Origin of the sequence: Cerasicoccus frondis (assembly GCA_031296915.1) — a bacterium.
Classification (GTDB): Bacteria; Verrucomicrobiota; Verrucomicrobiia; order Opitutales; family Cerasicoccaceae; genus Cerasicoccus; species Cerasicoccus frondis.
On record JAVDPC010000010.1, the window covers coordinates 13,944 to 38,854 of the forward strand.

At 51.0% G+C, this 24,911-nt stretch carries 17 protein-coding genes; all 17 read right to left on the reverse strand.

The window, feature by feature from the left end; genetic code table 11:
- Positions 1-10,542 (reverse strand): RHS repeat-associated core domain-containing protein, encoded by a 10,542-nt coding sequence (locus RBB63_RS09965; protein ID WP_309383704.1) that lies wholly within the window; start codon positions 10,540-10,542, stop codon positions 1-3.
- A gap of 109 nt (positions 10,543-10,651) precedes the next feature.
- Positions 10,652-11,533 (reverse strand): hypothetical protein, encoded by an 882-nt coding sequence (locus RBB63_RS09970; protein ID WP_309383706.1) that lies wholly within the window; start codon positions 11,531-11,533, stop codon positions 10,652-10,654.
- The gene (locus RBB63_RS09975) at positions 11,534-11,962 is read right to left on the reverse strand and encodes a hypothetical protein (protein WP_309383707.1); all 429 of its coding nucleotides are present in this window, start codon (positions 11,960-11,962) and stop codon (positions 11,534-11,536) included.
- A 78-nt stretch (positions 11,963-12,040) separates the two neighbouring features.
- Positions 12,041-12,910 carry a hypothetical protein gene (locus RBB63_RS09980; protein ID WP_309383709.1) on the reverse strand — a complete coding sequence of 290 codons (870 nt, stop codon included), beginning with the start codon at positions 12,908-12,910 and terminating at the stop codon, positions 12,041-12,043.
- A 43-nt stretch (positions 12,911-12,953) separates the two neighbouring features.
- A complete protein-coding gene (locus tag RBB63_RS09985; RefSeq protein WP_309383711.1) occupies positions 12,954-13,640 on the reverse strand; it encodes a hypothetical protein in 687 nt (228 codons plus the stop codon).
- Between the two features lie 995 nt (positions 13,641-14,635).
- Entirely contained in the window at positions 14,636-15,151 is a 516-nt protein-coding gene (locus RBB63_RS09990; protein WP_309383713.1) for a hypothetical protein, read from the reverse strand.
- Between the two features lie 31 nt (positions 15,152-15,182).
- Positions 15,183-15,659: a hypothetical protein gene (locus RBB63_RS09995; protein ID WP_309383715.1), complete on the reverse strand. Its 477-nt coding sequence runs from the start codon at positions 15,657-15,659 to the stop codon at positions 15,183-15,185.
- Positions 15,660-16,008: 349 nt separating this feature from the next.
- On the reverse strand, positions 16,009-16,476 hold the full coding sequence (locus RBB63_RS10000) for a hypothetical protein (RefSeq protein WP_309383717.1): 468 nt from the start codon (positions 16,474-16,476) through the stop codon (positions 16,009-16,011).
- An 18-nt stretch (positions 16,477-16,494) separates the two neighbouring features.
- Positions 16,495-17,253: a hypothetical protein gene (locus tag RBB63_RS10005; RefSeq protein ID WP_309383719.1), complete on the reverse strand. Its 759-nt coding sequence runs from the start codon at positions 17,251-17,253 to the stop codon at positions 16,495-16,497.
- Positions 17,250-17,387 carry a hypothetical protein gene (locus RBB63_RS10010; RefSeq protein ID WP_309383721.1) on the reverse strand — a complete coding sequence of 46 codons (138 nt, stop codon included), beginning with the start codon at positions 17,385-17,387 and terminating at the stop codon, positions 17,250-17,252. Before RBB63_RS10010 ends, RBB63_RS10005 begins: the two co-directional genes overlap by 4 nt.
- A 26-nt stretch (positions 17,388-17,413) precedes the next feature.
- Positions 17,414-18,982 carry an AAA family ATPase gene (locus RBB63_RS10015; protein ID WP_309383723.1) on the reverse strand — a complete coding sequence of 523 codons (1,569 nt, stop codon included), beginning with the start codon at positions 18,980-18,982 and terminating at the stop codon, positions 17,414-17,416.
- A 107-nt stretch (positions 18,983-19,089) separates the two neighbouring features.
- Entirely contained in the window at positions 19,090-20,385 is a 1,296-nt protein-coding gene (locus tag RBB63_RS10020) for a DUF5131 family protein (RefSeq protein WP_309383725.1), read from the reverse strand.
- Entirely contained in the window at positions 20,345-20,962 is a 618-nt protein-coding gene (locus tag RBB63_RS10025) for a hypothetical protein (RefSeq protein WP_309383727.1), read from the reverse strand. Before RBB63_RS10025 ends, RBB63_RS10020 begins: the two co-directional genes overlap by 41 nt.
- 235 nt (positions 20,963-21,197) lie before the next feature.
- On the reverse strand, positions 21,198-22,256 hold the full coding sequence (locus RBB63_RS10030; protein ID WP_309383729.1) for a hypothetical protein: 1,059 nt from the start codon (positions 22,254-22,256) through the stop codon (positions 21,198-21,200).
- Positions 22,257-22,505: 249 nt separating this feature from the next.
- A complete protein-coding gene (locus RBB63_RS10035; protein WP_309383731.1) occupies positions 22,506-23,180 on the reverse strand; it encodes a lysozyme inhibitor LprI family protein in 675 nt (224 codons plus the stop codon).
- 22 nt (positions 23,181-23,202) lie between these two features.
- Positions 23,203-23,604: a hypothetical protein gene (locus RBB63_RS10040; RefSeq protein WP_309383733.1), complete on the reverse strand. Its 402-nt coding sequence runs from the start codon at positions 23,602-23,604 to the stop codon at positions 23,203-23,205.
- A 35-nt stretch (positions 23,605-23,639) separates the two neighbouring features.
- On the reverse strand, positions 23,640-24,839 hold the full coding sequence (locus tag RBB63_RS10045; protein ID WP_309383735.1) for an SEL1-like repeat protein: 1,200 nt from the start codon (positions 24,837-24,839) through the stop codon (positions 23,640-23,642).
- Positions 24,840-24,911 lie beyond the last annotated feature (72 nt).

Consider the following 24,911-nt stretch of genomic DNA (forward strand, 5'->3'; position numbering starts at 1 on the left):
TCACTTCTTTTTGGGCCATGGTGCCCGAGTTAATAGTGGCCCTGTTGTTTTGTTCCTCCAATTTCTACTATGTGCAGCAAAATGCTCGGCAGGAGTCAAAAATCTAATATTATCTGCAACTCCTGCAAGTTCTGGATGAGCCGAAACACTATTTATATGATGCCCATGAAATCCCTTCACCTTACCAGTGCTTATAAGTTCTTTTATCTGTGCTGGAGTCCAATTTCTGGTTAATTTGTCTGGAGCGTATTTCGCCAGCAAGGCTTCTTGTCTCCACGCTTCTGCTACAGCTTCAGATCGAATTTTAGCGAGCTCAGGATTGTTCTTCTGCCACTGAATGTAGTCTATTGATTCATCCCAAATACCTCCACCACGGATCTCGACTTTCTTTGCGGTTCGCTGTCCAAATCTCAGTCCGGGCACATAGATCATTCCACGCGCCTTGCCGCCCCGATTTATAATGGGGTCCACTATCGGCCTAGGAGTAAAGGCCTTTCGTGCTGCGGCGCCCCATCTCCCGCTCATCGCACGGTAGCTCATCTTGCCGACTTTGTAGGTGGCTGCCGCTCCGATGCCAACGCCCGGCGCCATGAAGGTTGCGCGGATGGCGGCGTCGGCGTAGTTGCCCCTCAGGGTGGAAATCACCACATTGAGGCCGTCAGCCACGTTCCCAATCACCGGGATCATGCCAACGTAGTCCAAAACATTTTGGAGCTGATCCAAACCGCTCATCTTCGGCTGCATCCACTCTGGCTCCTTGTGCCAATCGTTGAGCTGCTTAGTCCAGCTATCCATGAAGCTGGCGCTGCCGAAATCCGGCCCCTGCCACAGGCCCGACATCTGCAAGTCGAAGGTCTGGCGGTTGATGCGTCCGTCGTAGTCGATGCCGTTGATCGGGTCTCCGCCGGCGTAGCTGTATAAGTCAGGCGTGGCGGCGTGGCCCAGCGGGTCAGGCGACAGGAAACGACCCGACTGCGGATCGTAGAAACGCGCGCCCATGGCGAAGTAGCCGTTGCCCATCGGGGCGCGCCCCTGCCAGTGGAGCGACTCCGCGAATGTCGGCGAGTCCAGCACATAGCCGCCAGCAGACACCTCACCCACCGGACCATAGCCCAGCAGCGAACTCGTTCGCCAGCTCAAGGAATCGTCGGACGCCAACGCCGTGCCCGACGTATTGACATGCGCCACCACGTTGCCAAACCAGTCGTCGATCAGTGGAGTCACCTCGCCACTGCTCGCATCGATCACGGCGACGCGGCCACCGACGCCAGCCGCCAGGCCATAGCCGCTATCGAGGTCGTTGCCATTGAGCAACCAAACTGCTTCATCTGGCTGTGCGCCACTGGTTCGAGTTACGCCAATTGCCAGGAATTCTACTGCCGGATCATACGTCGTCGTGACGTTTGTCATGCTGTAAATGGGCTCCGCAGAGGGGTCGATGACGACTTCCATAATGCAGCGCCCTAAGCCGTCGTAAGTGTAGTAGCCGCTCTTACCGCCAGAGCTCCAGGAATTCATGCGCCCGGTGGCGTCCCACGTGAAGCTCTCGACATCAGCGCCAGTCGTCCTGCTCATCACCCGCCCCTGCTCGTCATAAACGATCGAGGACTCATCGACAGAGTTGTTAACGGTCAACGGCCAGGCGGCGGTTTCAACGACGTTGTCATTCCAAACCGACTCACCCCGCGCTTTCAGGTAATAGGTGTCGCCGCCACTGGCAGTGAGGCCAAACTGCAAGGGATAGCTCCACGAGCCGTCGCCCCGCGCCGGGTAAGGCGACACCACGCCGACTTCGCTGTAGTTCGTTCCGTCCGAAGACAACAACAGCGTGAAGTCCCCCGGGCCAGTTGATGAACCCTCCACCTGATAAGCTTGTGGGCTGGCGAGCGTCTCACCCGTCACACGGGCAAAGCCGTTTAAGCCGCCACTCGACACCTCGCTCAGGATGCTTCCATTGGCATACGACTGGCTGGTGCGCACGCCCAAGCCATCGGCGTCAAAGCCATACTGAAGCGTCACGTGCGCCTTCGACGCTGCATCGGGGCGATATCGCTCCGACAAGAGGCGACGCGTATCCGCATCGTAGGCATACTCGCGGTTCTCGGTTAAATTCGCCCAAGTCAAGCCGCCGCCTGAGCCGCGCGAGACGTTATAGTTCAGCAGCTTCGAGTCTGGCGAATAGCCATTACCGCTCACCGACTCCTGCAACACTGGCGACCCCGCGTAGTGCGTTGTCCGCTGGAGGAGTCGTCCCCGTGCGTCATAGTCGTCGAGCGAAAGTTGCGTCAAGGTGTTGCCGCCGACGCTCAGCTCTTCCGTCAGCGGAAGCCCTTTGTCGTCGTAAGTGTAGTCCACTTGCGCCGATCCAAAGCTAACCCCAGCAAGTTTATTGTCAGCACGATAGGTAAAGCTGGAAAGCGGGTTGGAAACACCGGAAGACAGATCGACCAAGCCAGTCCGACGCCCCGCAAAGTCCCACTCCTGCTGCAAATGGCTGATGGGGGTGCTACTGGCTAAGAAAACGCCTCCGTTCACGATACCTAATTCCACCTTCTCTTCAACTTGCTGCCCGTAGCCATCATAGGCCATGGACACCCGGGAAGGTTTCGAGCCGCCAGGCGACGCTTCACGCACCACTTCGGTCATCCGGTCCAACAAATCATAAGCATAGGTAAGGCTAACGTCCGGGTAGGATGAGGAAACTGCGTCCGAGGTCATGGTTAGCAGTCGGTATTTTTCGTCATATACCGAAGTGTGCGTCACATTCGAGCCGTCGGCGGTTTCGGTCATTTCCTCCAGCATCCCCTTGAAGTCACCTACAGAATAATAGCTGAATTGCTTGGCATTCGTTACCGGGCCGCTGGCGCCGTCCTGGAGCAATTCCCAGTCAAGGCGATTAGCCGAGTCGTAGTTCGCCGACCAGATGAGGTCTCCCGGCATTTGACGCTTAATCAAGTTGCCCCCGGCATCATAATCAAACGTCGTCGTGGAACCATCGGGGCGCGTTTCAGACGCTAACCGATTGCGACTGTCGTAGGTAAACCGCGTCTCCTTTTGGGCCACCGTTCCGTACTCGTCACGCGCGGAGGTCAGGTTACCCGCCTTGTCGTATACGTTGATCGTAAACGTGCCGTCGCTGTTTTTCGAGAGCACGGGATTGCCCAAGGTATCAGTATAAACTTTGACAGAGAGGTCTTGTCCACTGCCACGGGTTGTCTCGACCCAAGCATGATCCGCCGAGTAGCTTTGCTCCACGATGGACTGAGTTACGCTGCCATCCTTCGTAATGCTCGAAATTGGCCGGCCGAGGTAATCTTGCTTTTGCTCAACGGTAATCGAACCCGTAATCTCACGCTCCACATACTCCTGTGTGAGCGAATCATATTCATATTCAAAGGTCGTTGTTTGCTGGGACGACACCAGATTGCCGCCCAGGCTGTAATCCGGCGGCCCAGTAATGCTTACCGGACGCCCTAAACCATCGTAGGCGGAAATGGCTTCAAAGTAATCCACGTTCGCCACTTCACCTGAATCGACATAGCTTCTTGTTTTGATGGCGTTCCCGCGTGCATCGCTCCAAGTGATCACTTTCCCGAGCCGCTCGGTAGTGGAGGAGAAATGCTCGACGGTCACACTCAGCGCCAAGTCATTGTAGGAATAGAGCTCATAGCTGCCATTCTGGTAGTTCGTTTGCTTGGGGCGACCATCCTGATAGTAGACAGTGGAAACTGATTGACCGTCCGGCGCTGTTTCCAGAGTCGGCAAGCCCAGTGAATTGTAGACGACAGACGAACGGCCGCCCAATTCATTGTCCACCTCAGTGGGCTGCCCGCCTGGCTCGTAGGCGACCATCTCAACTTCCGCACCATCCGCATAGACAGTATTGAGCAAACGCCCAATGGCGTCATACTCCATAGTGGTTTCATTACCCAGCGGATCAATGACCTTGGTCAAATTGCCAAAGTGGTCATATTCGTAGTAGGTAATGGCCTGCCCCAGGAAGTCATCCTGCCCTGACACCGGCTGCAGACCGGAGCCATCGTCGAGCGCTTCGGCCCGCCAAACGATTTCTGCAATCAAGCGACCATCGCCGTCATAATCGCGGAACACGAAGTCATCAATGTCTTCACGTGGACCGTCCACCCAGACGACTTCACCGTTGGCGTTGTAATACTGATATTGTCCCAATGCGACAGAGCTATCAGGCGACAGGCGCTCTTCCATCGTAGGACGCCCCATCATATCATAGCGATACTTCGTTACACGCCCTGCAGGGTCGGTCGCTTCATAAAGCTCGCCCTTGGCGTTGTGCTTGAATTCCGAAACCAGGTAGTCGCTACCCGCAACCCACTGCTTTTGAGACTCGAGGAAACCGCGAGCGCTATTGAAGAACATCGTCTCGGAGCGATCCACCGCAGCATTGGCCTGTCCTTCGAAAACAACACGCTTCGTCAAGCCATGGGCCTCATTCACCGAATCGTCCTCGTAGCCGTATAAAAAGCTGGTAGTGGAAATCCGGTAACTGCTGCTCGGCTGTGAATCGTCTGCTGTCGCGGGCGCTGGCACCGCGTATTCATGAACCGCATTCGGCAGATACGCGTATTCGCGCAGGTCGGTCAGCTCACCGACATCCGATATGTCGCGATAGAGCGTGGCTAAATCCTCACCACCCGACTCTAGTGGAAACTCATAGTAGGTGACTTGATTATAATTGTCGCTGGCTTGCCCCGGCGCCGGAGCAATGCTCTTCAACAAGAGATTTCGGGTATTGTAGAAATACTGGGTCACGGCAGTGAGGTCGCCCGACACGCCATTGATTTCGCCCGTATCGGTTGCCGTCGCAACATTCCCATTGGCATCATAAGTGAAGCTGGTCACCAGCCCGCGCTTATCCCGGATGGACTTCACACTGCGTTGATATTCGCCCGCAGCGTAATCCCCGTTCACGTCCGGTTCACACCAAGTGAATGAAACAACGTGGTCGATGTCGGCGTTATCAACCGTGAAGCCTACGGCCAGCGGATCAGCAATGTAGTGCATGAGCCCATCTTTGTGGACATAGGTTGTCCGGTACGGGTTTGCAGGATCACGCGTCAAATCATCAACGTAGGTGACCTCGTATTCGACCGCATTGGCGTCGGTAACGGTGTCGTAGGTAAAGCTGTTTACGGGCTGCAACTGCAGATCAGCCCCGACCGTGCTGTACTGCTTCGTGACACGGCGGTATTTGGGATCCGAGTAATCAACATCCGGCCCAGTGTCGTCGTCATCTTCATCACCCGGATCATAAAGATCGTCGTACTCATTCATCAGCACCCGTCCATCGGGGCGAATCACTTTCGTTAGCAGGTGAGTCGAAGTCGGTTCAATGCTCAGGCCTCTATCGACAGGGCCGTAATCGAAGTAGCGGTCGTCGACGACAATGTCTTGGATAAAATAGGGCTGTGCATAAACATGCTCATGATACAGCCAAGTTGAATTATCATCCGGTGATAGAGTGAAGATCGCCCCGGCACGAGTTTTAGCACTGCTATAGACATCCCCATAGTGTCCATGATTATAACTTCCTCCCGCACTGGCAGGTATGTTGTCTCCATAGTGCAACTCGTTATCGGTATCGAATATGATGCCAGCCTGAGTAACATCACCCGCCAACTGAACATCGAATTCGACCACTCCCGGTGTTGTTGGAACAATCGGGTTCAGAAACTCCAGCGATACCCAAGCCTGAGTATTTGCTGATAGAGTTACTGATTTTGCATCATCTCCCACATTGCAATATCCATCCAGTTCTTTTGGCCAAAGCTCCTCCACATGGTAGCTACCAATGGAATACACATATCGATATGAATTATCTCTGTATAGCGTGGCAATGCTACCTGGATCAAATAAGAGCTCAATTGACTCACCAACGCCCAATCCTTCTGGCCAATACCGCATGTTGCTGACCCGCATCCCGCTTTGATCGCCAACACAGGCAAAATTGATATGCGTTAGCTCGCTGATTTTGTAGAGGTTATTAATATTATCGAGTGCGAACGTAAAATGACGCGTTTCGATATCCGTATACTCGTATTCGTAGCTAATCTCCGAAGCATCCGGACGCGTGACTGAAATTAAGTCCCCCTCGTCGCTGTATTCATAACTGACCTCTCGCCCATCATTGGAACGAACTCGCGTGATTTGGCCGGAGGCCGAGTAGCTGAACGTCAAGAAATTGCCGTTGGAACTAATTATTTGATCGAGATGTCCATAACCAACTGAGGCAGCATCTGACTCATGGTAAGTAAACATCAAGCTGTTGCCAAAGGCGTCCGTCCAAGTTTCGAGCAAGGGATAATTCCAACTGATCTCATCGTCTCCATCGCCAATGCTGAAATCCTCGAATCTAGTTTCATAGATAGCAATAGAGCCATCGGCGCGCTTCAGCGTGTAGCGCTCGCGCGACTCAGTGTCCTCCGTAATGGTCTCGACGCTCAGTTCATTCAGGTAAGGATTCCGCGTCGAACCAATGCTGCCTCCATTGTAATTACTGAGATTCGGATTATCATCGATAGTTGGCCGCCAGAGAACAGGCGATGCGGTGTAATCCTTACGGTAAGCCAGTGTTGATCCATCGAGTTCTGCAATGTAGACCAGCTCATTGCTTTCATCCTGATCGAGCGTGTTCGGGTCGTCCTCCTGCTCCGGAATGCTGATGAAAGGCGTAAAGGCCATCTTCCAGCCAAAACCAAACAAGCCCGGCGCTTCGTTACGGCTTGAGTAATTGCGACGTAGTTGAAGCGACAAGGGTCCCTCCAGCGTTAAATCGACTTCATCCACATAAAGCTCGCCCGTTGTAATGCTGACCGGATCTCCTAGAAAACTATTACTTTGATAGGCGTTAATGAACGAAGACGTCGCCGTATCGAACAAACCCGCCGATACAATGTTGTTCCAGGTATTTTCATAGGTACCTATTGTCGGCGCGCTCAAACCAAGGAATGAGGTTGCGCTTTCCAGATAGTTCACCGACGGTGAACTGAACCAGTTTGTACCAGCATCGATTGAGCTAAAGATAGAACGGGAATTCCACAGGCTCATATTACTACTGACCATGCTAGAGGCGCCACTGGTAAGTGATCCAGCACTGGAACTCAAGCGGTAGCCACTACTCTGCCACCCTAACTGCAGATTATTAAAGTTCGAACTACTGAAAGCGTTCGACTGAAATGCCGTCCCTGCGCCACCATTAGCTTGGTTGGCGATTAAGGCTGAAAAGTTTAATAAACTGCCATCCGCATCTGCGAAGACAAGTAGCCCTCCCATACCATCATAAGCAGGCTCCAATGGGTTTTCTAAGCTCTTAATATTATCTGGTGTGAGATATACATACCCTTCCGCATTTCCTCGAATTACTTTAAGAGAACTCCACATACTACCCGCGTTGTTCTTTAAAGCTGTGTAATTTGTATCGCTATCCTCGGGAAAATTTGAGTCCGAGAAACTATAGAAACCGTCATGATATACTAAAGCCAATGGCTCCTCTAAGCTATCAGGATCTCCATACTGCTCTTGCTCCGATAGATTAGCGGTTCGCAACAATTTTACGGTAGATATCGCATGTCGTTGATCAAAAAAGTCATTGATAACCTGATGTTCATGCGAGCTTGCAGCAGCACCCCAAACAAATAGAAAATCCAGGATTGCGTCGGCTGTTGTTTCAGAGGGAAAAGGAAATATAGAACCATTAAATTCAGTACCGTTAAAAAATGGTCTAGATGCTGAAAAAGGCATATCTACTCCAGGATAGCGCCAGTCATTTCCAGTGTCAGATTCTGGAGTGAATTTCGCAACGCCAACTGCCGCAATGTTCATGCGAACATTGTAAAGATCTGAAATAATTTGCGCATCCCTCATGGTCCGCTCATAGTAGGACATCCCCAAAAGGTATGTAATGTTACCAGCAACCTCCAACTCTGTGGGTTCTTCTTCAGCGAGTTCCATGCGCCAAAAATCGCGGGCGTGAATATCTAGCATTGCTCTGGTCACTCGATCGCGCATGATACAGATAGCGCCGATTGCATCCCGGACAAGTGTCCGCTCTTCTAAGAATATATTCGCGGAATCATATATATACTGAACTTTTGCCTTAATACTATCTGGGCCCTCCACCGCGACAGGAGCTCTAAGGTATTGCTTACCTCGAAAATCATCACTTGCGCCAAAACCACCGGTGCTGATTTCATCATCCAGTACGGAATCAAAGGACGCCAAGTAAATCTCTACCGCATCATTTCTGTTTGGACCGTAATCATAATACACGAATAGACGGCGATTATAGATCTCGCACATGTAGATAGGGCGATCATCACCTCCGACCAAACTACTGCTAATTTCAGTGCCTGATTTTGTGGCCGAAACCTTAACCGTAATAAATCGATCACTATCGCTTCGATAGTCACGAGCGAGATTAACATCTATTGGTGTATCAACGTTATCCTTGTTTCCTATGGCGAATGGACGTGGAAAATCCTCCCAAACCTCATAGCGATTGCGACGGTTAACTACAGTCATCCCCATGTCGTCTATACTCAGTCCATGTGGCTTTAGATACTCTTCAACAAACCGATAGAAGAGGTTTCCAGCCGTATCGTCACCATCTGCACCGATATACTGATTTATCTCAGGATCATTCCGCAGATAGGCCTCAACCCATTCCCGGCCTGAGCGGTAACCCTCGGGCATAAACTGATAAAGATCAAAGCCCTGCTCGATAACCGTATCCTTAATCCAGGGGAACAAATGACGCCAAACACTTGCTTCCTCGTCATAGTAGGCGACCCACGGATAAGCCAAATCTTGAATCACGGACACTCCATCACCGGCCCCCATTTTCTCATCGCCAACAGTCAGCCCCCAAAGCTTCAACTGCAGCATTCTACTCGCCTGATCTGTTGTAAAGCGCATGGCGCCATCTTCCGCTTCGACATAGGCTGCGATATGGCCACTGCGACGTAGGAGATACACCAGCAAGGCACACTGTTCATAGGGAGATCCTTGCTTTTCCAAATAGGCTCCCAAGGCGCCCCTATGGATTGCCTCTGAATGCAAATAAGCTTCCTCCGATTCTCCAAACCGAAAGTAATCAGTGAGCTCGATTTCATTCTGCACGTAAGCCGCCATCGCCAACGGGTCGCCATCCAACGCCTCAACCAATGCATCAAGCTCGGTATGGCGCATTAGCTCAGGACTTTCTCCATCTTGATCAGCGAACAAATCCCCGTCGACATCAGTCCAACTTAAATCCAGCAGATCGTTAGCATCGGTGGTAAGGGCATTGATATTCAACTCGCCTTGCGCTCCGGTTATCCGCTGATCGGGCCCAAGATAGCTATCCGGTGCACGACCATAGACCGGCTTCAACTGGCAATCGAAAATCAAGTCCGCCTCATCATCGGCCGCCTGCGTGACAACAGCCGAGAGCACATTCTCGCCAACAACTAAATGTGGATCCACTGCTGCGTGAATCCAACTCGTTACTTTAGACGAGGGGTAGTAGAGCGATAGGCTGCGATCTGTCACTGTGGCAGTTGCCGGCGCATCACTGGCAGCACCAGCTTGATTAAAGCGAGCAATTTCTTGTCCATTCAAATAGACAATAATTCCATCATCAGCCCGAAGCTCCAGCCATAGGTCCCTGACTTGCTCAAGCTGCGACTCAGTCAGGTTAAACGAACGACGAAAGCAATAGACGCCGTCCATGTTCGACTCCGTCACCGTCGTAACGACATCGGCATGTCCATAGCCTAGAGGCGCTTCACCACTACTCCATGGGCTATCAAAGCCAGCCACCTGCCAATCGTCGTCATCATCATCGGGAACGGGTAATTTATCACTGTATTGCCACTGGTCTTCGGTGGTTCCTGCATCACCGTCTGAAAAAGCGAGCCAGGGAGCATTCTCCACTTCAAAGAAATTCTCTGCCTTCACCGAAGCAAGCAACTTCGCATTAAAGGACATATCGGCGGCGCTCACACTTTGGAGATGCGACTCCACGGCGAGGTAATTGTATCCATCGACCAAATCGGAAGACTCCAGAGTGATCTCAATCCATTCTGGCTCAGTAGCTGGATCCGAACCGCTCGTGGCAACCGTGGTCTCGTCAATGGCGCCCGCAGGCAGTCTATCGCGGTAAATTTCCTCTCCATTTAAATATACGCATAATCCTTCATCGTAGCGCAGCCATAGAGAAGCTGCCTCGACCAATTCAGGCGAGTGAACTGAGAACTGCTTACGCAAATAGGTCGTCACCACGCCTGTAGCGGTTTCCGTCGTCTCATCGCCATCTCCAAAGCCAAAATCTGCGGCGCCAGCCTCCCAGTCCGAGTCATCGTAGGTAACCGTATTCCATTCCACATCGGGCAATGAACCGTCATCCCAATACTGCCACGTGGCGCTGTCTTCAATAACTTCAATTGAGCTTTGCTGATAAGGGATTTGAGCAAAAGCCATAGTGGCGCCGCCAAGCATTCCCAATAAAGTGTATACTACTCTACGCATCGGATATAGGTTTTGTCGTATTAAAAGGTATAAAATATTTTACTTCGCTTTAGAGAGTTCGTTATCAGCTTCTCCAAGCAGAGACGGAAATAAATGCTATGCCTGATCGCTAGTTGAGAGATACGCTATCGATCACGATAGCCAAGGCGCCGACCGTTGCATCAAACGGATCTGCATCGATCGAGTTCGCAACGGTGTCATTATCATGATCGCCAGAGGACGATAAAGCGCTCGGGTCCACGCCGTCGGGCAAGTCAGTGCCATCCAGCGGATTTGATCCGAACCAATACTCTACGAGATTAGTGACGCCATCGCCATCGTCGTCAGCGCCACCGTTCTTGGCAAGCGTGGCAAAGTAATATTGCTCCCACCAGTCCGGCAAACCATCGGCATCTTCATCCAGCGTTGTCCACGTTCGTAAACTCCATGAGAATAAGCTCTTCGCCTGCCCCACCAACACAATACCCAGGTTGTCATCGCTCGAATTTGTTTCCCAAGGGTAAACCATTATGAGAGGATCGGCGCCGACCAAGGCGCTCGGTGCGCTCAAAGGAAGCGGCGTGATGCCATCTGCGGCGTAGATCCAACCAGCTGCATCGGGATCAAAACCGATTTCAGCAAATTTTTCATAATAAAGATGCGCAACATTTTTCAATTGCCCGAGGTTGACCACCGCAAAATTGTCGCCGGCAGTTGGGTTACTTAGCCAAGGAAGCACTAGGCTATCGATGTCCACGCCTGCGCCGCCAATGGACACCAGTTCCACCTCGAGCTCCTCACGGGCCTGAACGGCAATATGCTTTAGTTGCCCGAGCAATAATGGCGAGTAATTACCCGCATCACTCCCCAGTTGTGACTCATCGATGACGCTCTCCGCTGTATTAGCGCTGTACCACCACTCAGGATACTGGCTGGGCCAATTAACCGGCAACTCCGCAACCAATGCGACTGGCAGACAACAAGCAAAAATTTTAAAGTATTGATTATTCATTTACTGATTATCCTCAAAACCTTTAACCGAAGTATGTGGGTTAACGCTGGTCCCGTCAGCCAGCACGATACGCGTCATCACGATTTTTGCTGTAACGGGGACTCCAGCCGCAGAATGTGCATGGGGAACGGCCATCGACAGTTTGACCTCATCATTGGCCGATAAAACCCCGCCCTTGCTCGCCACAGTGCCTACGTCTGGGGCTCCACTTCCGATCAGCCACTGAGCACGCTGGCCAACCACCTTGCCATTCGCATCCTGGAGGAACACCCATGCCCGCGCGCCGACTATCCCCTGTTCAAAATCATTGCGGGCCTTGAGGTTGACTAAGGATTTATTTGACGCCGACTCCAAGTCGTCCACGGCGATCCTGAAATTCGCATGCAGCGAAGAACTGAGAAGCAGAAGGATTAGTACAAAGCGAAGCATAGTGCGAATTTAGATGGATTGGATACAAATCAGTATTCCCCAGAAGCAAAGGAACCAAAGATACGGCGAACTACGAGATTAGTTACCGAAGGCGCCCATCGAAATATCCCCCTGCACCTTGCCAATGATGATGGTTCCGTCCTGAAAAATCGTCATGGCGTTCTGCAAGTCACTCGATCCGGTGCCTATGCCAACTTCAAACACCGGGCCCGGATCAGCGCCTTCACCCTGCCAGTCATCAGGATCAGGCGTATTTCCGCCCTTGGTGACCGCTTCGTTATATTGGCCGATTGCCATGCCACCATACGTACTCGCAGTGGTGTAATAACCAAAAGCACTCGCTAGCTCCCCTTCTACTACAGTATAATGCCCACAGCTGAAGGAGAAAAGAGCGGCTTCACCAAATTCAATACATGATCCTAACCCATAAGTGTAAGCGATCGAATCCATTCTTATCGTATCTCCGATAGCCAAACTCGCGCCACCGTTAATTTCATTAAAAAGTCCGAGCGAGAGACTCATACCGGCAGTTGAGCTTATCTCAGAAAAAGTACCAAGCAATATGGACCATGATCCTTGGTTATCATTACTAACCCCAGCAGTAATGCTAGAACCAAGAACGATAGAGCCCCCAAACTCCACATCGCCATCCGGGTTCAGCGTCATCTGTGGAACGAAATAAGATCCATCATGATAGCCCCATTCCCACACGGCGACGTCTTCGGTATTCATCCATCGGGTTTGGGAAAAGGCGCTGGGCCAAATGCCAGTATCAGTCACGGATTCAAGGTATGTCTGCTCAACTCCTTCTCCGGTTGAGCTACCGTACTCCTCGACAGTCAGCACGCCATTCACTTCCGCATCACCACCTCCTGTGGGGATCAGAGTGGCAAACGCATGTGAGCACGTTATCAGGGCGAACGGAAGGACAGTGGTGATGTGTTTCATGAGATTCGATAGGATTGATTTTTAAAACGATAGTTGAAATTAGCTATTCTGCGCTCTCCCCTGAGACGCCCTCCATGATCAACTCGACAGAAGCACGGTAACTTGCCGAGGACATGAATTCGCGACGTTCACGCGGTGGCAACTCACGGACCTCGCTCAATACTCGCAGGGCATTCCTTAGCTCAGGCGTTGCAGCTTCTTCTGCTAGTCTTGTATGAGACGACGCATCCGACGGTCGGCTCGATCCGGCCTCGCTGCCCTCCGTGGCAGGAGTCAAACTGAAAGCCACCTGGTCGACATCCATCTCGCTGCGCTGGGCGTAGTAAGCACGTCGCTCCCGAGGAGTCATATCCATTGTAGCTATGCGCTTCTCCAGCCCCTCCTTGACGACGGGATCGGCAGTGTGCTCAAGCTGACTTCGCATCATCGCGATCTTACCCCCAGTCCCCATAGACTGACGCTTCAGCTCAGATCGGACAGCAGCGCGCCTTGGATGGCTCTCCTGCCACCGAACCCAAGCCATGCGACGTTGATAAGCATCCATATCACGAATGCTTTCAGCATAAGCCTGCCGCTCTAATATGTATTCCGCGTCACCAAGACCCAGTGATTCAATCAATGGTTGCCGGGCATCAATCGCAACTTGGTCTTTGGAAACATTCTCTGCCTGCACCAATAGAGTTCCCGAAAGATAGATGAAGACTAATAGATTGAGGATATCACGTTTCATTCACGAACGAAACTGTAAGCATCTGTATCACAATACCAGCACAAAATACATTTTTGTTTTATTTCATGACTTCACCCTAACCATTAGGGCAATAGGCAACCGCCAAGCACTAACGGACAAACTTCAGCTTTGAAATTTCTCCACTGGACATCGCGCCTCACAAGGGTTTGTCAGCTTCAAAACCATGTGGGTGGTACAGATGGAACGAATCGCCACCCACACCTGGCCAGCGACGCTCCTTGCTTTGCTTGCCGACCAATATTTCAGCGCTACACGATTAGACATTATCGATTATAGCCAAATCGCGGCGATCCCTGATAAATAAGGCAGTTAATGACACAGCACTTGCCCTTCACCCCTTTGCACGTGGTGCGGGCGGAGGGAATCGAACCCTCATCTCAAGCTTGGGAAGCTTTCGCGCCCCCTTTATTCATAGCCCTATCAGCTTAACCTTACTAGAAAGTTACTAGAAAATCTGATCGTTCTTAGCCAAATAATGGCAATGCTGGATGTTGGGCGTGTTGGCCAGCCTCGCCACCTTGGAATTACTGGAGAGCGGCGGCAAATAGCAGAACACTAGGCTTAGGCTCTAATGAATAAGACTACAGTAATCAGCATTTTGGTCATCTAGCGTCCCTATAGCATCCGTGTAACTCTCATTCTTGACCAAAACAAAATCCATAAATGTCGCTTTTGGTCATTTAAGACACTTATGCCCAGCGATATGTAGATATTCGCATTTGGGCTGAAATCTACCAATTCGCATGAGATCCATTTATTTTAGCGGGCTCCGGGGGTATTACAGTGGATGAAATAGCAGACGCTCTGTGTATTTTGGTCAACAATGCCAGTTATACCCCGCGAAACTACCTCTTTTCCGCTCCTGAATATCCAAGGCCTTTTGTTCGAATTATCATTTCTACAACCACGTACGAATAACCAACACAGAAAAACTCCAGGTTCGCACCTGGAGCTTTCTGTTTTCTTTAAAACGCTTAGTTGCTGATAACATCCTGCGGCTCAAAACTAAATTCAGAATCATAATCTTCAACAGGCGTATCAGCGCCCGGCCTGTTCCAAGACTGATAGTCCTTCAGGGATTTGGCTTTTTGGCGTATATCGAACAGTAACGGCATCCAGCTAATCCTGATCGTCGTACATTTCCTGTGCCCTAGCATAAGCCGGGCAGTACCTAGCTCTTTAATATACCCTTTCTGATATAGAATTTTTAAGTCATGCCTGGGTCTTTCCTTGCAGGAGGTGATCTTCATCCAGTCTTCAGGATACACGGCAAAGAAGTCTACTACCTGGCCTCTTCGAAGTCCCGTTGAGATAACGTATCTGGACTCATCCAACCCGTATTCGACCAAGCAGTTATATATCTGAGCCTGAGACCAAGATTTAGGGATTAACCTCTTGAAAAGATGCATGACAGCTTGATCGCCATAATTGACCTTGGCTTCAACAAGCTGTTCACGAACGCCACGCCTTAATTCACGGTCTGTTAACATGGTATCTTCAAAGCAAAGAAGAAGTGCGCAATTACGCCGCCTTCTCTGCTTCGCTCTCCTCTCTGCGTTGCTCATATACCTTCCTCCGGGCCAAGATCTTATCATACTCCGTGGATAAGCGTTCATAGATCAGCTTCCAGTTTAGCGACATGCGCACACCAGACACCCCGTCCACTTCAACACGGCGCAGCCTCTGGATAAAATGCTTTCGACGTAGCCTTTGGAGCTTTAGGAAGGTGTCCTTGGAGTCTGGATCGATCTTGGCCAATACATCATCCGGAACGAACTGAAATATGTGGGGTTCCCCCTTCGCGGTAGGACGGCCACGAAGCAGGATCACTTCACTCCCTAGACAGTAATCGACCAGTGCATGCAACAAGGCCGCCTTGTCCATGGGACGGGGAAAGATGAAGGTGTAAATGTGGTGCAAGTGATGACTTCCCATGCATCTTGAGAAGTATTTTATCCATTCGCGGAGCTTCTGCTCATAGTTAATTCCGATATTCATAAGTTTATATACAATAAATAGTTATAACTCAAATGTCGATATTATTAACCAAAAAACACAAGGTTTCATAGATTGATTTAAGCGATACCGGTCGGCGAAGGACAATCGACCTCACCTTTCATTCAACGTATTATTCTGACCGTCAAAAACCCGTGAAGGATCTGCCGTCAGGAGTTAGGTCTTCAGGGGATGTGATTCAGACCACGCCCTTCGGCGTGGCTGAACACAGACCCAGTTAAATATGTTATGATGGAAGTATCACTCTTGGCAGTTCTCTGCTCACAGAGCTGTGGATGCCCGTCCATCCGTCTTTATCTCTATAGGGGCTGTGACGGATGGACGGAATATCCTATCCAGGCAGACCTAACCTTTCACGCAGTTCGGCAGCTTGCTCAGGGGTCATTTCACCAGCGTCCTTTAATCCTGAAGGTAATTCGAGTTCTTGGACTTTCTCAAAGTAGGGTTTTAGGAGTCTCATACTCTCGCGTGTCCGCATGACGTTCTCATCACATCCATCTCGGTCACAGAGATATAAAACCCGCTTAAACCCACAGCCAATCAAAGCCTCGACCTGTCCCGGCTTCAGGGTGAGTCCCATCATGCTTACGAAGGGTGGTCCCAAGCGTGCGGCATCAAACACACCCTCAACCAATCCTATGGTCGCACAGTCGGCATCGTGCCTCCAATGTATGGCCGCATCCAACCCCAGCAGCACTCGACTGGTCCGCATACCCGGTGCATTGTAATATTTGCGGTCGAGAATCATATCACGATCACGCCCGATGGTTTCACCCGAATACTGATCGAACACATCCACCTGACCATGCTCGTCCCGCTAAGCTACAGGTAACCATCCCGCACTCACAGCGTCCCAGAAGAACAGAGTATCGCCAACCCAGTTATCGATGCGACGCGCCTGCCAGCCTTGCTGAACACCATACATGTCGGCATGAAAAACCAAGCGCCCCTGTGGCGGTGCACATAAGCCTGATGGCATGCGAGAACGCTTTAACTCTGGATTGGCCTGTTCGCAGTAACCCGCACGAAACTGTTCAACCAACGCAGCAGGTTCAAAACCACGATTACGGACATACACCAGAGCGGGATGATTCGGATATTCAATCTGATCCAGTGGAATCACCTGACCCGCATTCAATGGCACCATGTTACCCCCACCGTCTTCGACCAGACTTTCCCAAAGGTCAAACACACTGAGTCGACGTGACATGGGGTGATGCATCCCGGCACGCTGTTCAATCGGCAGCATACTGAGCAACTCACGTATATCCCACACGCGTCCAGTTTTGACACATCGTGCGGCACGGTCATGACCTTCACGCACATACTTCGAGACATTCACATAGAGATGACGACTGGAGAGTTCCTTGTCGCCATCCTGTTCCAGCATTTCAGGGTCAGCCATGCGCACTTCCACGGTGCCGTCAGGTTTTCTTTGAAGCGCGCATTCTCCATGTAAGGCCACCAGACGGCTCACCACTTCACGTTCAACAGTATTCAGGGCGAACTGATCGAACTGCTGCTGGTAACGTTCAGAAGGCTGTGGTGGAGGGGTTGTAGGGATGGATAAACTCATTCCTCACCTCCTTTCACACGCACACGGACAATAGGCTTACCGGCCACGATACGATCCTCGATGATGATCTGAAAATGCGCACGCTTCTCCAATTTACGGCCTAATGCGCAACTCTCAGAGACGTCCTTGCTCACACGCTTTTTCCTATGTTTACGTTCGATCATGCTGCCACCTCCGGACGTTGGATTTTCTCAAACGTCTCTCTGACGTCCTCTGCAAGTTTGACATGGTCATCAGGGGCTTCGCATAACCAAGCACGTTCTTCGGTCCCCTCACGCAGTTTCATCGTATCCTGCGGATACCAGGTGCGAAAGAGACGACGGGCAGTCGCTTCACTCACCCTCAACTCCCCCATCAGCAATGGGTCCTGAAGACGTTTGATGATTTCGGTCTTGGTCCATTCCCGATTCAGGTCAGGCCCCCATACGGTTTCGAGCTTACGCACTTCCTTCAGACGTATTTCATCCTCTTCACTGCTATCCTTTTCGACAAGTTGGAACATCGTGGTCGTATCATCCCACTGCATATGCAATGCCTCGTCACCCACCAGTGGTTTACGTCGAGTAATTGGGGCCGTGATTCTCGTGGTCTGTGACGTCTCATTTTTACTCAATGCGATCATGGACTCACACTTACGCTCCAGTTGACTCCCCAGATGGCCACGCCCTTTGGAAATATCATTCTGCGATAAACGTGCCCCGGGATTCGCATGGAGCACAGTGAAGATCGTGGTATCAAACTCACTGGCCAGATTGAGAAGAGCCGCAACCTTCTCGTTACTCTCTTCCTCATCATTGACCGAGTGAACCAAGTCGGCGACGCCGTCGATGATTACGGCATATACCGAACCATGACTTTTACTGGCTCGACGCATCGCATGAGCGACCATACTCCACATATCTTCGGTCCGCTCACGTTTCACGTTATACACGAGAAGATTTTCGGGCATCGTATCCATACCGCAACGACGCATCGCAGTATCAATTACGCTACGTCGACAGTCTGCCAGGCTCTGCTCGGTATCGATATAGATGATGGCTCCTCTTCGATTCTCAGCTTCCCAACCCAGATGATTATCACCGGAGATGGCCGCAGCTACAGCACCTGACAGAAGGGCTGTCTTACCTGCCTTACTCTGAGCAACCACATCGACTAGGTTCGCATTGGTGGCCACTTCAACTCCTCCCAAAGTGAAGATGGTTCGACTAACCGGGATCTCGGTCTCAGTCGTCAAGCGGCAGCGATCGAGTATACAATCCAGTTCTTCGGAGGATTTATTTTCCGAAGGCTTCTTATCTTTCGACAAAACTTCGTTACTGTAGCCCTCGCTCTCTAGGAAACGTTGGGTAGTCTCAAAACCTCTGAGACACGCGTGAACATCGGCTGGCATCAAGTAGAGGCCTTGGTGTTGAAGGATACCACCAGTGACCCTCACCGGCTGCTCACCACTCTTCTCCAGGCAAGTATCATCGCCGAGGGCTTCCTTCACGACCCATCCATGTTTTTCAACAAGGAGCTTGATGGTCTGATCCTCGATCAATGGGGCATGGGCATTAAACCGCTGCTCTGCAGGACTCATCTCATTTTCCTTTGGCAGATGGGTATAGCTTCTGACTAATTCATGGAGCGGGATGCTGTTTATATCTTGGGACTCGTTTTCGCGAGTAGTTACATCATCTGGTTCATTTCGGTTCGGATTCGGATTAGAATGACAACTTTGGTCTTTCATTGTTTGATTAATAAAAGGTTTTCGTCCAATGGACTGGGAACGCGCTGGGCGTTAAGGCCCCACGGTGCACGGGCACCGCAGGGCACATGGATTTCAGGGGTGACCGATCAGGCAATAGCCTTTCGGTGATTATCAACGAGTTCGCTGAGTAAACTCCACACGGCTTCTTCATCGCCGTTCTGAAGCATACCTAGAGCTTCGTTCAACTTACCTCGGAGTTTCCCACTCGTCTCGACTTCGATCGCGATGGTGTCATCGGGAACGTCTTCTTCGTCCACTTCTTCGGGTTCAGGATTCGGGACATCGGAAACTTCCTCATCGTCCGGCTCTTCGGTTTCAGGGCCGGGCTCATCACCCCCTTCAGCCTCAACGGGAACGATGGTTACTTCATTCACGAGTTTCTCAAGACGCTTCAGAGAGATCTTTTTCTCGTCTTCATCTTCGAGCTCTTCGGACAACTTCTTAACCACACTTTCGATCTGATCATCATCCAGACGCTTATACTCCCTAAGATGACGTTCCGCACTGGCCTCGGGTAATCCGTGCTTCTTGAGCACAGGGTCGACACGCCTTTTGGTCTTCACCGCTTCAACCAATCGGTCGGCATGCTGGCGGCTCATACCGAGCACTTCATCGCAGAATTCACCGAAGTTTTTATGGGTTTCCCGGTAGAGTTTATCGTCCTTGATTTCAATCAGGGCCGCCCCCACGCTCAGCATGCTCTTCATACCCGTCTTCACGGTATCTCGAAGAACTTCCAATCGCTCTTTCTCTTCATCGCTCAGCTTTATACTTTCAAGTTTCTCTGAAGCAGACTGGTAGACAGGACGGGCTCCGACTTGGTCGACCTTTTCATCCTTCCTATAATCATGGAACTTCTGGGGGAATTCACGGACGCGGTATTCCTCGGCCCACTCATCCCAAGTTCCTCCATGAGGATCTTTGAGCTTCACAAATTCACCATTCTGGTACGGCTTACGGCCGAGCTGCTTAAGGAAGAAGGCGACACCATTCTTTTCGCATTGGGCCCGGATATTATCCACCCACTCCAAATTGAACCCGCGGGTGCATTCTCCACTTCCGGACTCTCCACCCAAAATCAACCAATCGATCCCGGTCAGATCGAGTTTATCGGCTGGCAGGTCTTCCCATAAGGGCTCCACACTCAACCCCCTGATCGAGGCTTTGACTTTTTTCAGGTCGGCCAATCGTTTCAGGTTCGATGGGTCGGCACTGGTCAGGGTCGTCATCGCGCACACGTTATCTGGAAAACCTCCGATACGCTCACTGAATTCGACCATAAGGTGGGGTCTCTTCGTCAACCACAACCAGAGATGACGCTTTCCTTCCTTCGAGGTGAATTCAGGTATCACATTCTCCCTCAAGGAAGTCGAAGTCTTCACTACGACTCAAGGCATCCCCCATATCACTCACGAAGATCATACGGGGCAGCCCTTCCTTCCATGGAGACAGACCATTACTTCGGCCCAACAGATCCGGGTAGGCTGCCGCCTTCTTCATACGGTCTGGATATTTGGTAATATCTTCGAAGTTTGGAGCATACCCGGAGTTGGCCTTTCGATCAGGATTCAACAGGCTATGGCCCTTGTTCATATTTAACTTGGCCGCATAACAGGTGAAATTCTCGGCGATCGTCACACTGGCTTTCTTTTGGCCCTCATCGCCGTAATCTTGGGCGACCCGGTCAAAGAATTCTTGCCTCAGGTGGTATAGGTTGGTGGAGGTAATTTCATTTTTATGGGACTCGGATGGAGTATCGATGGCCTTATAGGCTGTATCGATGAGTTCCGAGTAAATCGTCTTAGCTTGGCCCTTCGGCCAATCGGGAGCCACCTCACTGATGGCTTGATCGAGTTTTAACAGGATGGTGGATGGCTTTGGAAATAGTTCACAGCCGGCGCATCCCATAATCGGATTCACGGTGCTATCGCACCACTGAATCGGGGTAATTGATGACATTGATTATATTGGGTCTTCAATTCGGGGGTGACCAGCCATTCGGACTGGTAGATTGGAAAGGGTAATTTTCATATGAGGGTAGTTTAACACAGGAGGCATCGATTTTTCCATGAATGGAGAGGATCCCTTCCATTCACAGTCTTCCGGGGACGGAACGATGACGGAATGATTAAACATCCCTTATATATAGCAGGATTCGGCTGCTTTTTCTATGAATGGGCCGACCTCGTTTCATTCAGAGGTTTTTCGCTATCGATAATACGCTCTGCCTCATCCTGCGCCTGAAACCACTTCGAGTGCTTCTCTCATCCTGCTGGTAGGAGCGCGGGCGCACTGCATACCCCTTCGCGACTTCAACCTGATACTCCCCCAGCCTTTCGGGCATTTCGTATGTTTCGGGCTGTCCATCAGTAAAGTGAAGAAGCACGTCCCAGACGACTTTGAACCATTCATCCCCATTGGATGCTTCCAGCGGAGTGAGTTCCTGAACACGCTTGAACAAGTCATCAGGCACAGGCATTAAAGGCTCTATGCGAATTCGTGAATTCGGCCTTTCGAGGACCTCAACCCTTCGCAGTCGATCAACGTAGTCCACCAGCTTGGATGTATATGCGTTGATTTCAGTGTCAAAATCCACCACCTCTGCCTTGTGCTTGGAGGCAAGTTTCAGATCATCGACGTACTCACCCACACGCTTTTGTTGATACTTGCGATGGCTCAGCATGACAGGCCATTGATGATTCTTCTCAGCGATCTCCTTCGCTGAGTCTTTGTGATGACGTGAGCTTGCATCAAGCTGACCAGTAAAGGCCGCTGCCAGATCGTGCATAGTATTCAGGTCTGCCTTGTCAGCCGACAAATCCTGCGCAGTCGCACGGGCAGCATACGCCAGCTGTTCTTTTGCACGTGAACGGATATCCGGATCGCTGTCTTTTGCTAGAACTGCGAATGCATGGATGATACCTCTGAGTAGATCAGAACCGGCCTCACAGAATTTCAACTTATGAACTTTCCCATCGTCAGCGCTCATTCCATCTTTTAAGAGCCCGAGAGGATCAAGGTTTCGATGCTGATACAAGCCCTCGGGTATAGGCGGTGTCCGGCACAGTGGCCGAATCTCATCCCAAAACGTGTTGTCAGGTTCCTCGGGATCGAATGCTGGAAATGGGTTATAGCAATTTTCACCATCGAGCCGGTAGGATGGAGGAAGATAATTCAGGTAAGCCTGTCGATCCAACTCCTCCGCTGAAAGGTCCTCAGGTTCCGGTCCAGGTGTTTCTTCCGCGTTATTCATGCAGACATCATCAACTCTGAGATGCTTTCTGCAAGCGCGAGATTTATGAACCCGCAGGTTCAACTTTTACCATTCCATCCGTCATGCCCATATAGGCTCATGTGATGGACGGACGGAAATCTGTCTTTCAATTAAGCAACGCGGTCTGCCCCTCCGAAATGTGAACCATAGTTGACACCAACCAACCACCAACACCCAGACTACGAGTGAAATGTAACCCATGGGTGTCAAAATACCAGAGGCATATACCTAATACCGCCCCCACCTAGCCAGCCCCTTCGCGTAGTCACTCACCAGCTTCAGGTGTTCTTCAGCGTATGCCAGGCTGTAAATACTCCCCTCCTTATCGTTCACAACCCGCAGAGCTTTTAATTGGGCGACGTAAAATGCCTCCCAGCTTGCCTGAGCCTCATTCAGCTCATCAACCTGCCCTGGATACTCATGTCGCAGCCGATTATAGACCCTGTTGATTTCCTGCTTCCATAGTTCAATGACCTTTGACGTCCCAAACACCACAGAAGCCGTTGAGCCCTCGCCGATATACTCTTCACGCAACACGTCCAGTGGGTGTTGCTTTAGGCCACCGATGATTTCGCAGAATTTACCCGTTACAGGGTCCAGTAAGACGACGCCAGCCTCCGGCGCATAGGCGATTTTCAATTCACACCCGGCTTTCCATTTACTTAGATCCTCATACTTCAGGGAATCTGCGTATAGGACTGGGTCATCTAAACCGGCCCCATAGGCAACGCTATCCAGATACACCGTCATGTCATCCAGATCAACGCTACCGCCATCATGAAATGCCCTATACTTACAGGACGCCCTGTAGAGCCACTCAGGCGCTCCGAGGAGGCATTGGGTGAGCAGAATGAAGGAAAGACTGAGAAATGGCTTCATCAACGGTCGTAAAATCACTTTCATGCTATTTGTGGCGACAAAGAAGCTACTGACCTCTTGCGGCCATGACGTATTGCACGACACTAAGGACAGCAAAAAGCCCCGCTAGCATGAGATAGAGAATCCCTTTGCCCTCTCGTCTTTTATATTCGGAAGAGATTGCCCCAAGCTCCCTTTCGATATTTTCCATCTCTCCAGCATAGTCTCGTGTAGAAAAATCATTATCAACGAATGTGGACACGAAGGCATCGATGACTGTCAGTTCGATATTATCCCGATTGAACTGAACGGTCTCCTGAATCTTCTGATGCTGCTGAACCAAGAACGCGCAACGCTCTTCAATTTCGTATTTCCTGTTCTCATTCCAATTCCAGATGAGTAGGAAAATCACGCAGAGTGCAGCCAAGAGCACCGGGTATTTACCAAAAGCTTTCTTCAGTATCTTCATATGACGTACGGATTAATCATTCAACCTGCCCACCCCTAATCCACTCGTTTATATTGAGCGATGAGCTCCCTAGCCTCAGAGATCTGGTCTGCCGCTATTCTCTCACTCACAACGTCGATGATGCCCTGGACCTTCGATTCCCCCTGCGACAGAGCCAAGCTCGCCCATACGAATGATTGAACGTCATCTTGGGGGACTCCATCTCCCGAGAAGTAGGCAAGGCTCAACATGCCCTGCCCCCTAGGATGCCCTTTTTCCGCAGCCAGACGATACAGCTTCGCAGATTCATCATAACTCTTCTCGACGCCATTTCCTTCGTAATACGCCATGCCAAGCGCTACCATTGCCCCCGAATCACCCAGTTCAGCAGCCTGACGAAAATATGTTATGGCACGGGCATAATCAACAGAACCCCCGACACCGGCATAATAGAACGCCCCCAATTCGACAATCGACTCCGTGTCTCCCATATCAGCCCCCACACGATACCACTTGAGCGCCTCGGTATAATCGACATCAACCCCCACCCCGTTGATGTATGCGGACGCAAGGTTTCTGATTGAAGGAAGATGTCCCAACTCCGCAGCACGCCGCAACCACTCTACTGATTCAGCTACATTCCGATCCATACCGATGCCCTGATAACAAGCCGTCACCATACACAGGATTGAATCCAAGTTACCCTGTTGTGCGGACAGGCGGAACCATTCTGTTGCCCGCGTATAATCAGCAGAGACTCCTCGGCCCTCAGTATACATCATACCCAGCGCATATTGAGCATCAGCGTTGCCCTGCTTAGCTGCTTTAAGATACCAATCAAATGCTTCTGCATACCGTGGCCCTTGCCCCATTCTCTCACAGAGGGTCCCCATCATGAACTGGGCTCGCGCATACCCTTGTGATGCAGCCTGGTGGATCAATTCCATTCCTCGCTCAGGGTCGACCTCAACACCATCGCCCATCATGTATAGCACCCCTAACGTTAATTGAGCCTCAGCATTCTCTTGTGCCGCCGCCAGCTTATACCACCCAACCGCCTCAGCAGTATCCTGTGGCATCCCATCCACACCCCGTAAATACGCATCAGCTAGCCTCAATTGCGCTGTGACATCCCCACGAGTAGCATCAGCGCGAATCTCGCTAAGGTTATCAACCAAGGCTTTCTCACCGCATCCGATTAAACAGAAAGCGACAGCAAGACCAGATAGTAACAGGTGTATTCTCTTAAATTTCATAACGGACAACGGTGTGAAAACACAAAACACCCTACGCTCACAAGGTGTCCAGTCAAGCCCCATGAGCGTATG

Excerpts from the sequence above, each read along its gene's own strand:
- RBB63_RS09995 (WP_309383715.1), bottom strand. The coding sequence starts at position 15,659 with ATGAATATCGGAATTAACTATGAGCAGAAGCTCCGCGAATGGATAAAA.
- RBB63_RS09975 (WP_309383707.1), bottom strand. The coding sequence starts at position 11,962 with ATGCTTCGCTTTGTACTAATCCTTCTGCTTCTCAGTTCTTCGCTGCAT.
- RBB63_RS09990 (WP_309383713.1), bottom strand. The coding sequence starts at position 15,151 with ATGTTAACAGACCGTGAATTAAGGCGTGGCGTTCGTGAACAGCTTGTT.
- RBB63_RS10035 (WP_309383731.1), bottom strand. The coding sequence starts at position 23,180 with ATGAAAGTGATTTTACGACCGTTGATGAAGCCATTTCTCAGTCTTTCC.
- RBB63_RS10015 (WP_309383723.1), bottom strand. The coding sequence starts at position 18,982 with ATGAAAGACCAAAGTTGTCATTCTAATCCGAATCCGAACCGAAATGAA.
- RBB63_RS10030 (WP_309383729.1), bottom strand. The coding sequence starts at position 22,256 with ATGAATAACGCGGAAGAAACACCTGGACCGGAACCTGAGGACCTTTCA.
- RBB63_RS10025 (WP_309383727.1), bottom strand. The coding sequence starts at position 20,962 with ATGTCATCAATTACCCCGATTCAGTGGTGCGATAGCACCGTGAATCCG.
- RBB63_RS10005 (WP_309383719.1), bottom strand. The coding sequence starts at position 17,253 with ATGAGTTTATCCATCCCTACAACCCCTCCACCACAGCCTTCTGAACGT.
- RBB63_RS09965 (WP_309383704.1), bottom strand. The coding sequence starts at position 10,542 with ATGCGTAGAGTAGTATACACTTTATTGGGAATGCTTGGCGGCGCCACT.
- RBB63_RS10040 (WP_309383733.1), bottom strand. The coding sequence starts at position 23,604 with ATGAAGATACTGAAGAAAGCTTTTGGTAAATACCCGGTGCTCTTGGCT.
- RBB63_RS09970 (WP_309383706.1), bottom strand. The coding sequence starts at position 11,533 with ATGAATAATCAATACTTTAAAATTTTTGCTTGTTGTCTGCCAGTCGCA.
- RBB63_RS09980 (WP_309383709.1), bottom strand. The coding sequence starts at position 12,910 with ATGAAACACATCACCACTGTCCTTCCGTTCGCCCTGATAACGTGCTCA.
- RBB63_RS09985 (WP_309383711.1), bottom strand. The coding sequence starts at position 13,640 with ATGAAACGTGATATCCTCAATCTATTAGTCTTCATCTATCTTTCGGGA.
- RBB63_RS10045 (WP_309383735.1), bottom strand. The coding sequence starts at position 24,839 with ATGAAATTTAAGAGAATACACCTGTTACTATCTGGTCTTGCTGTCGCT.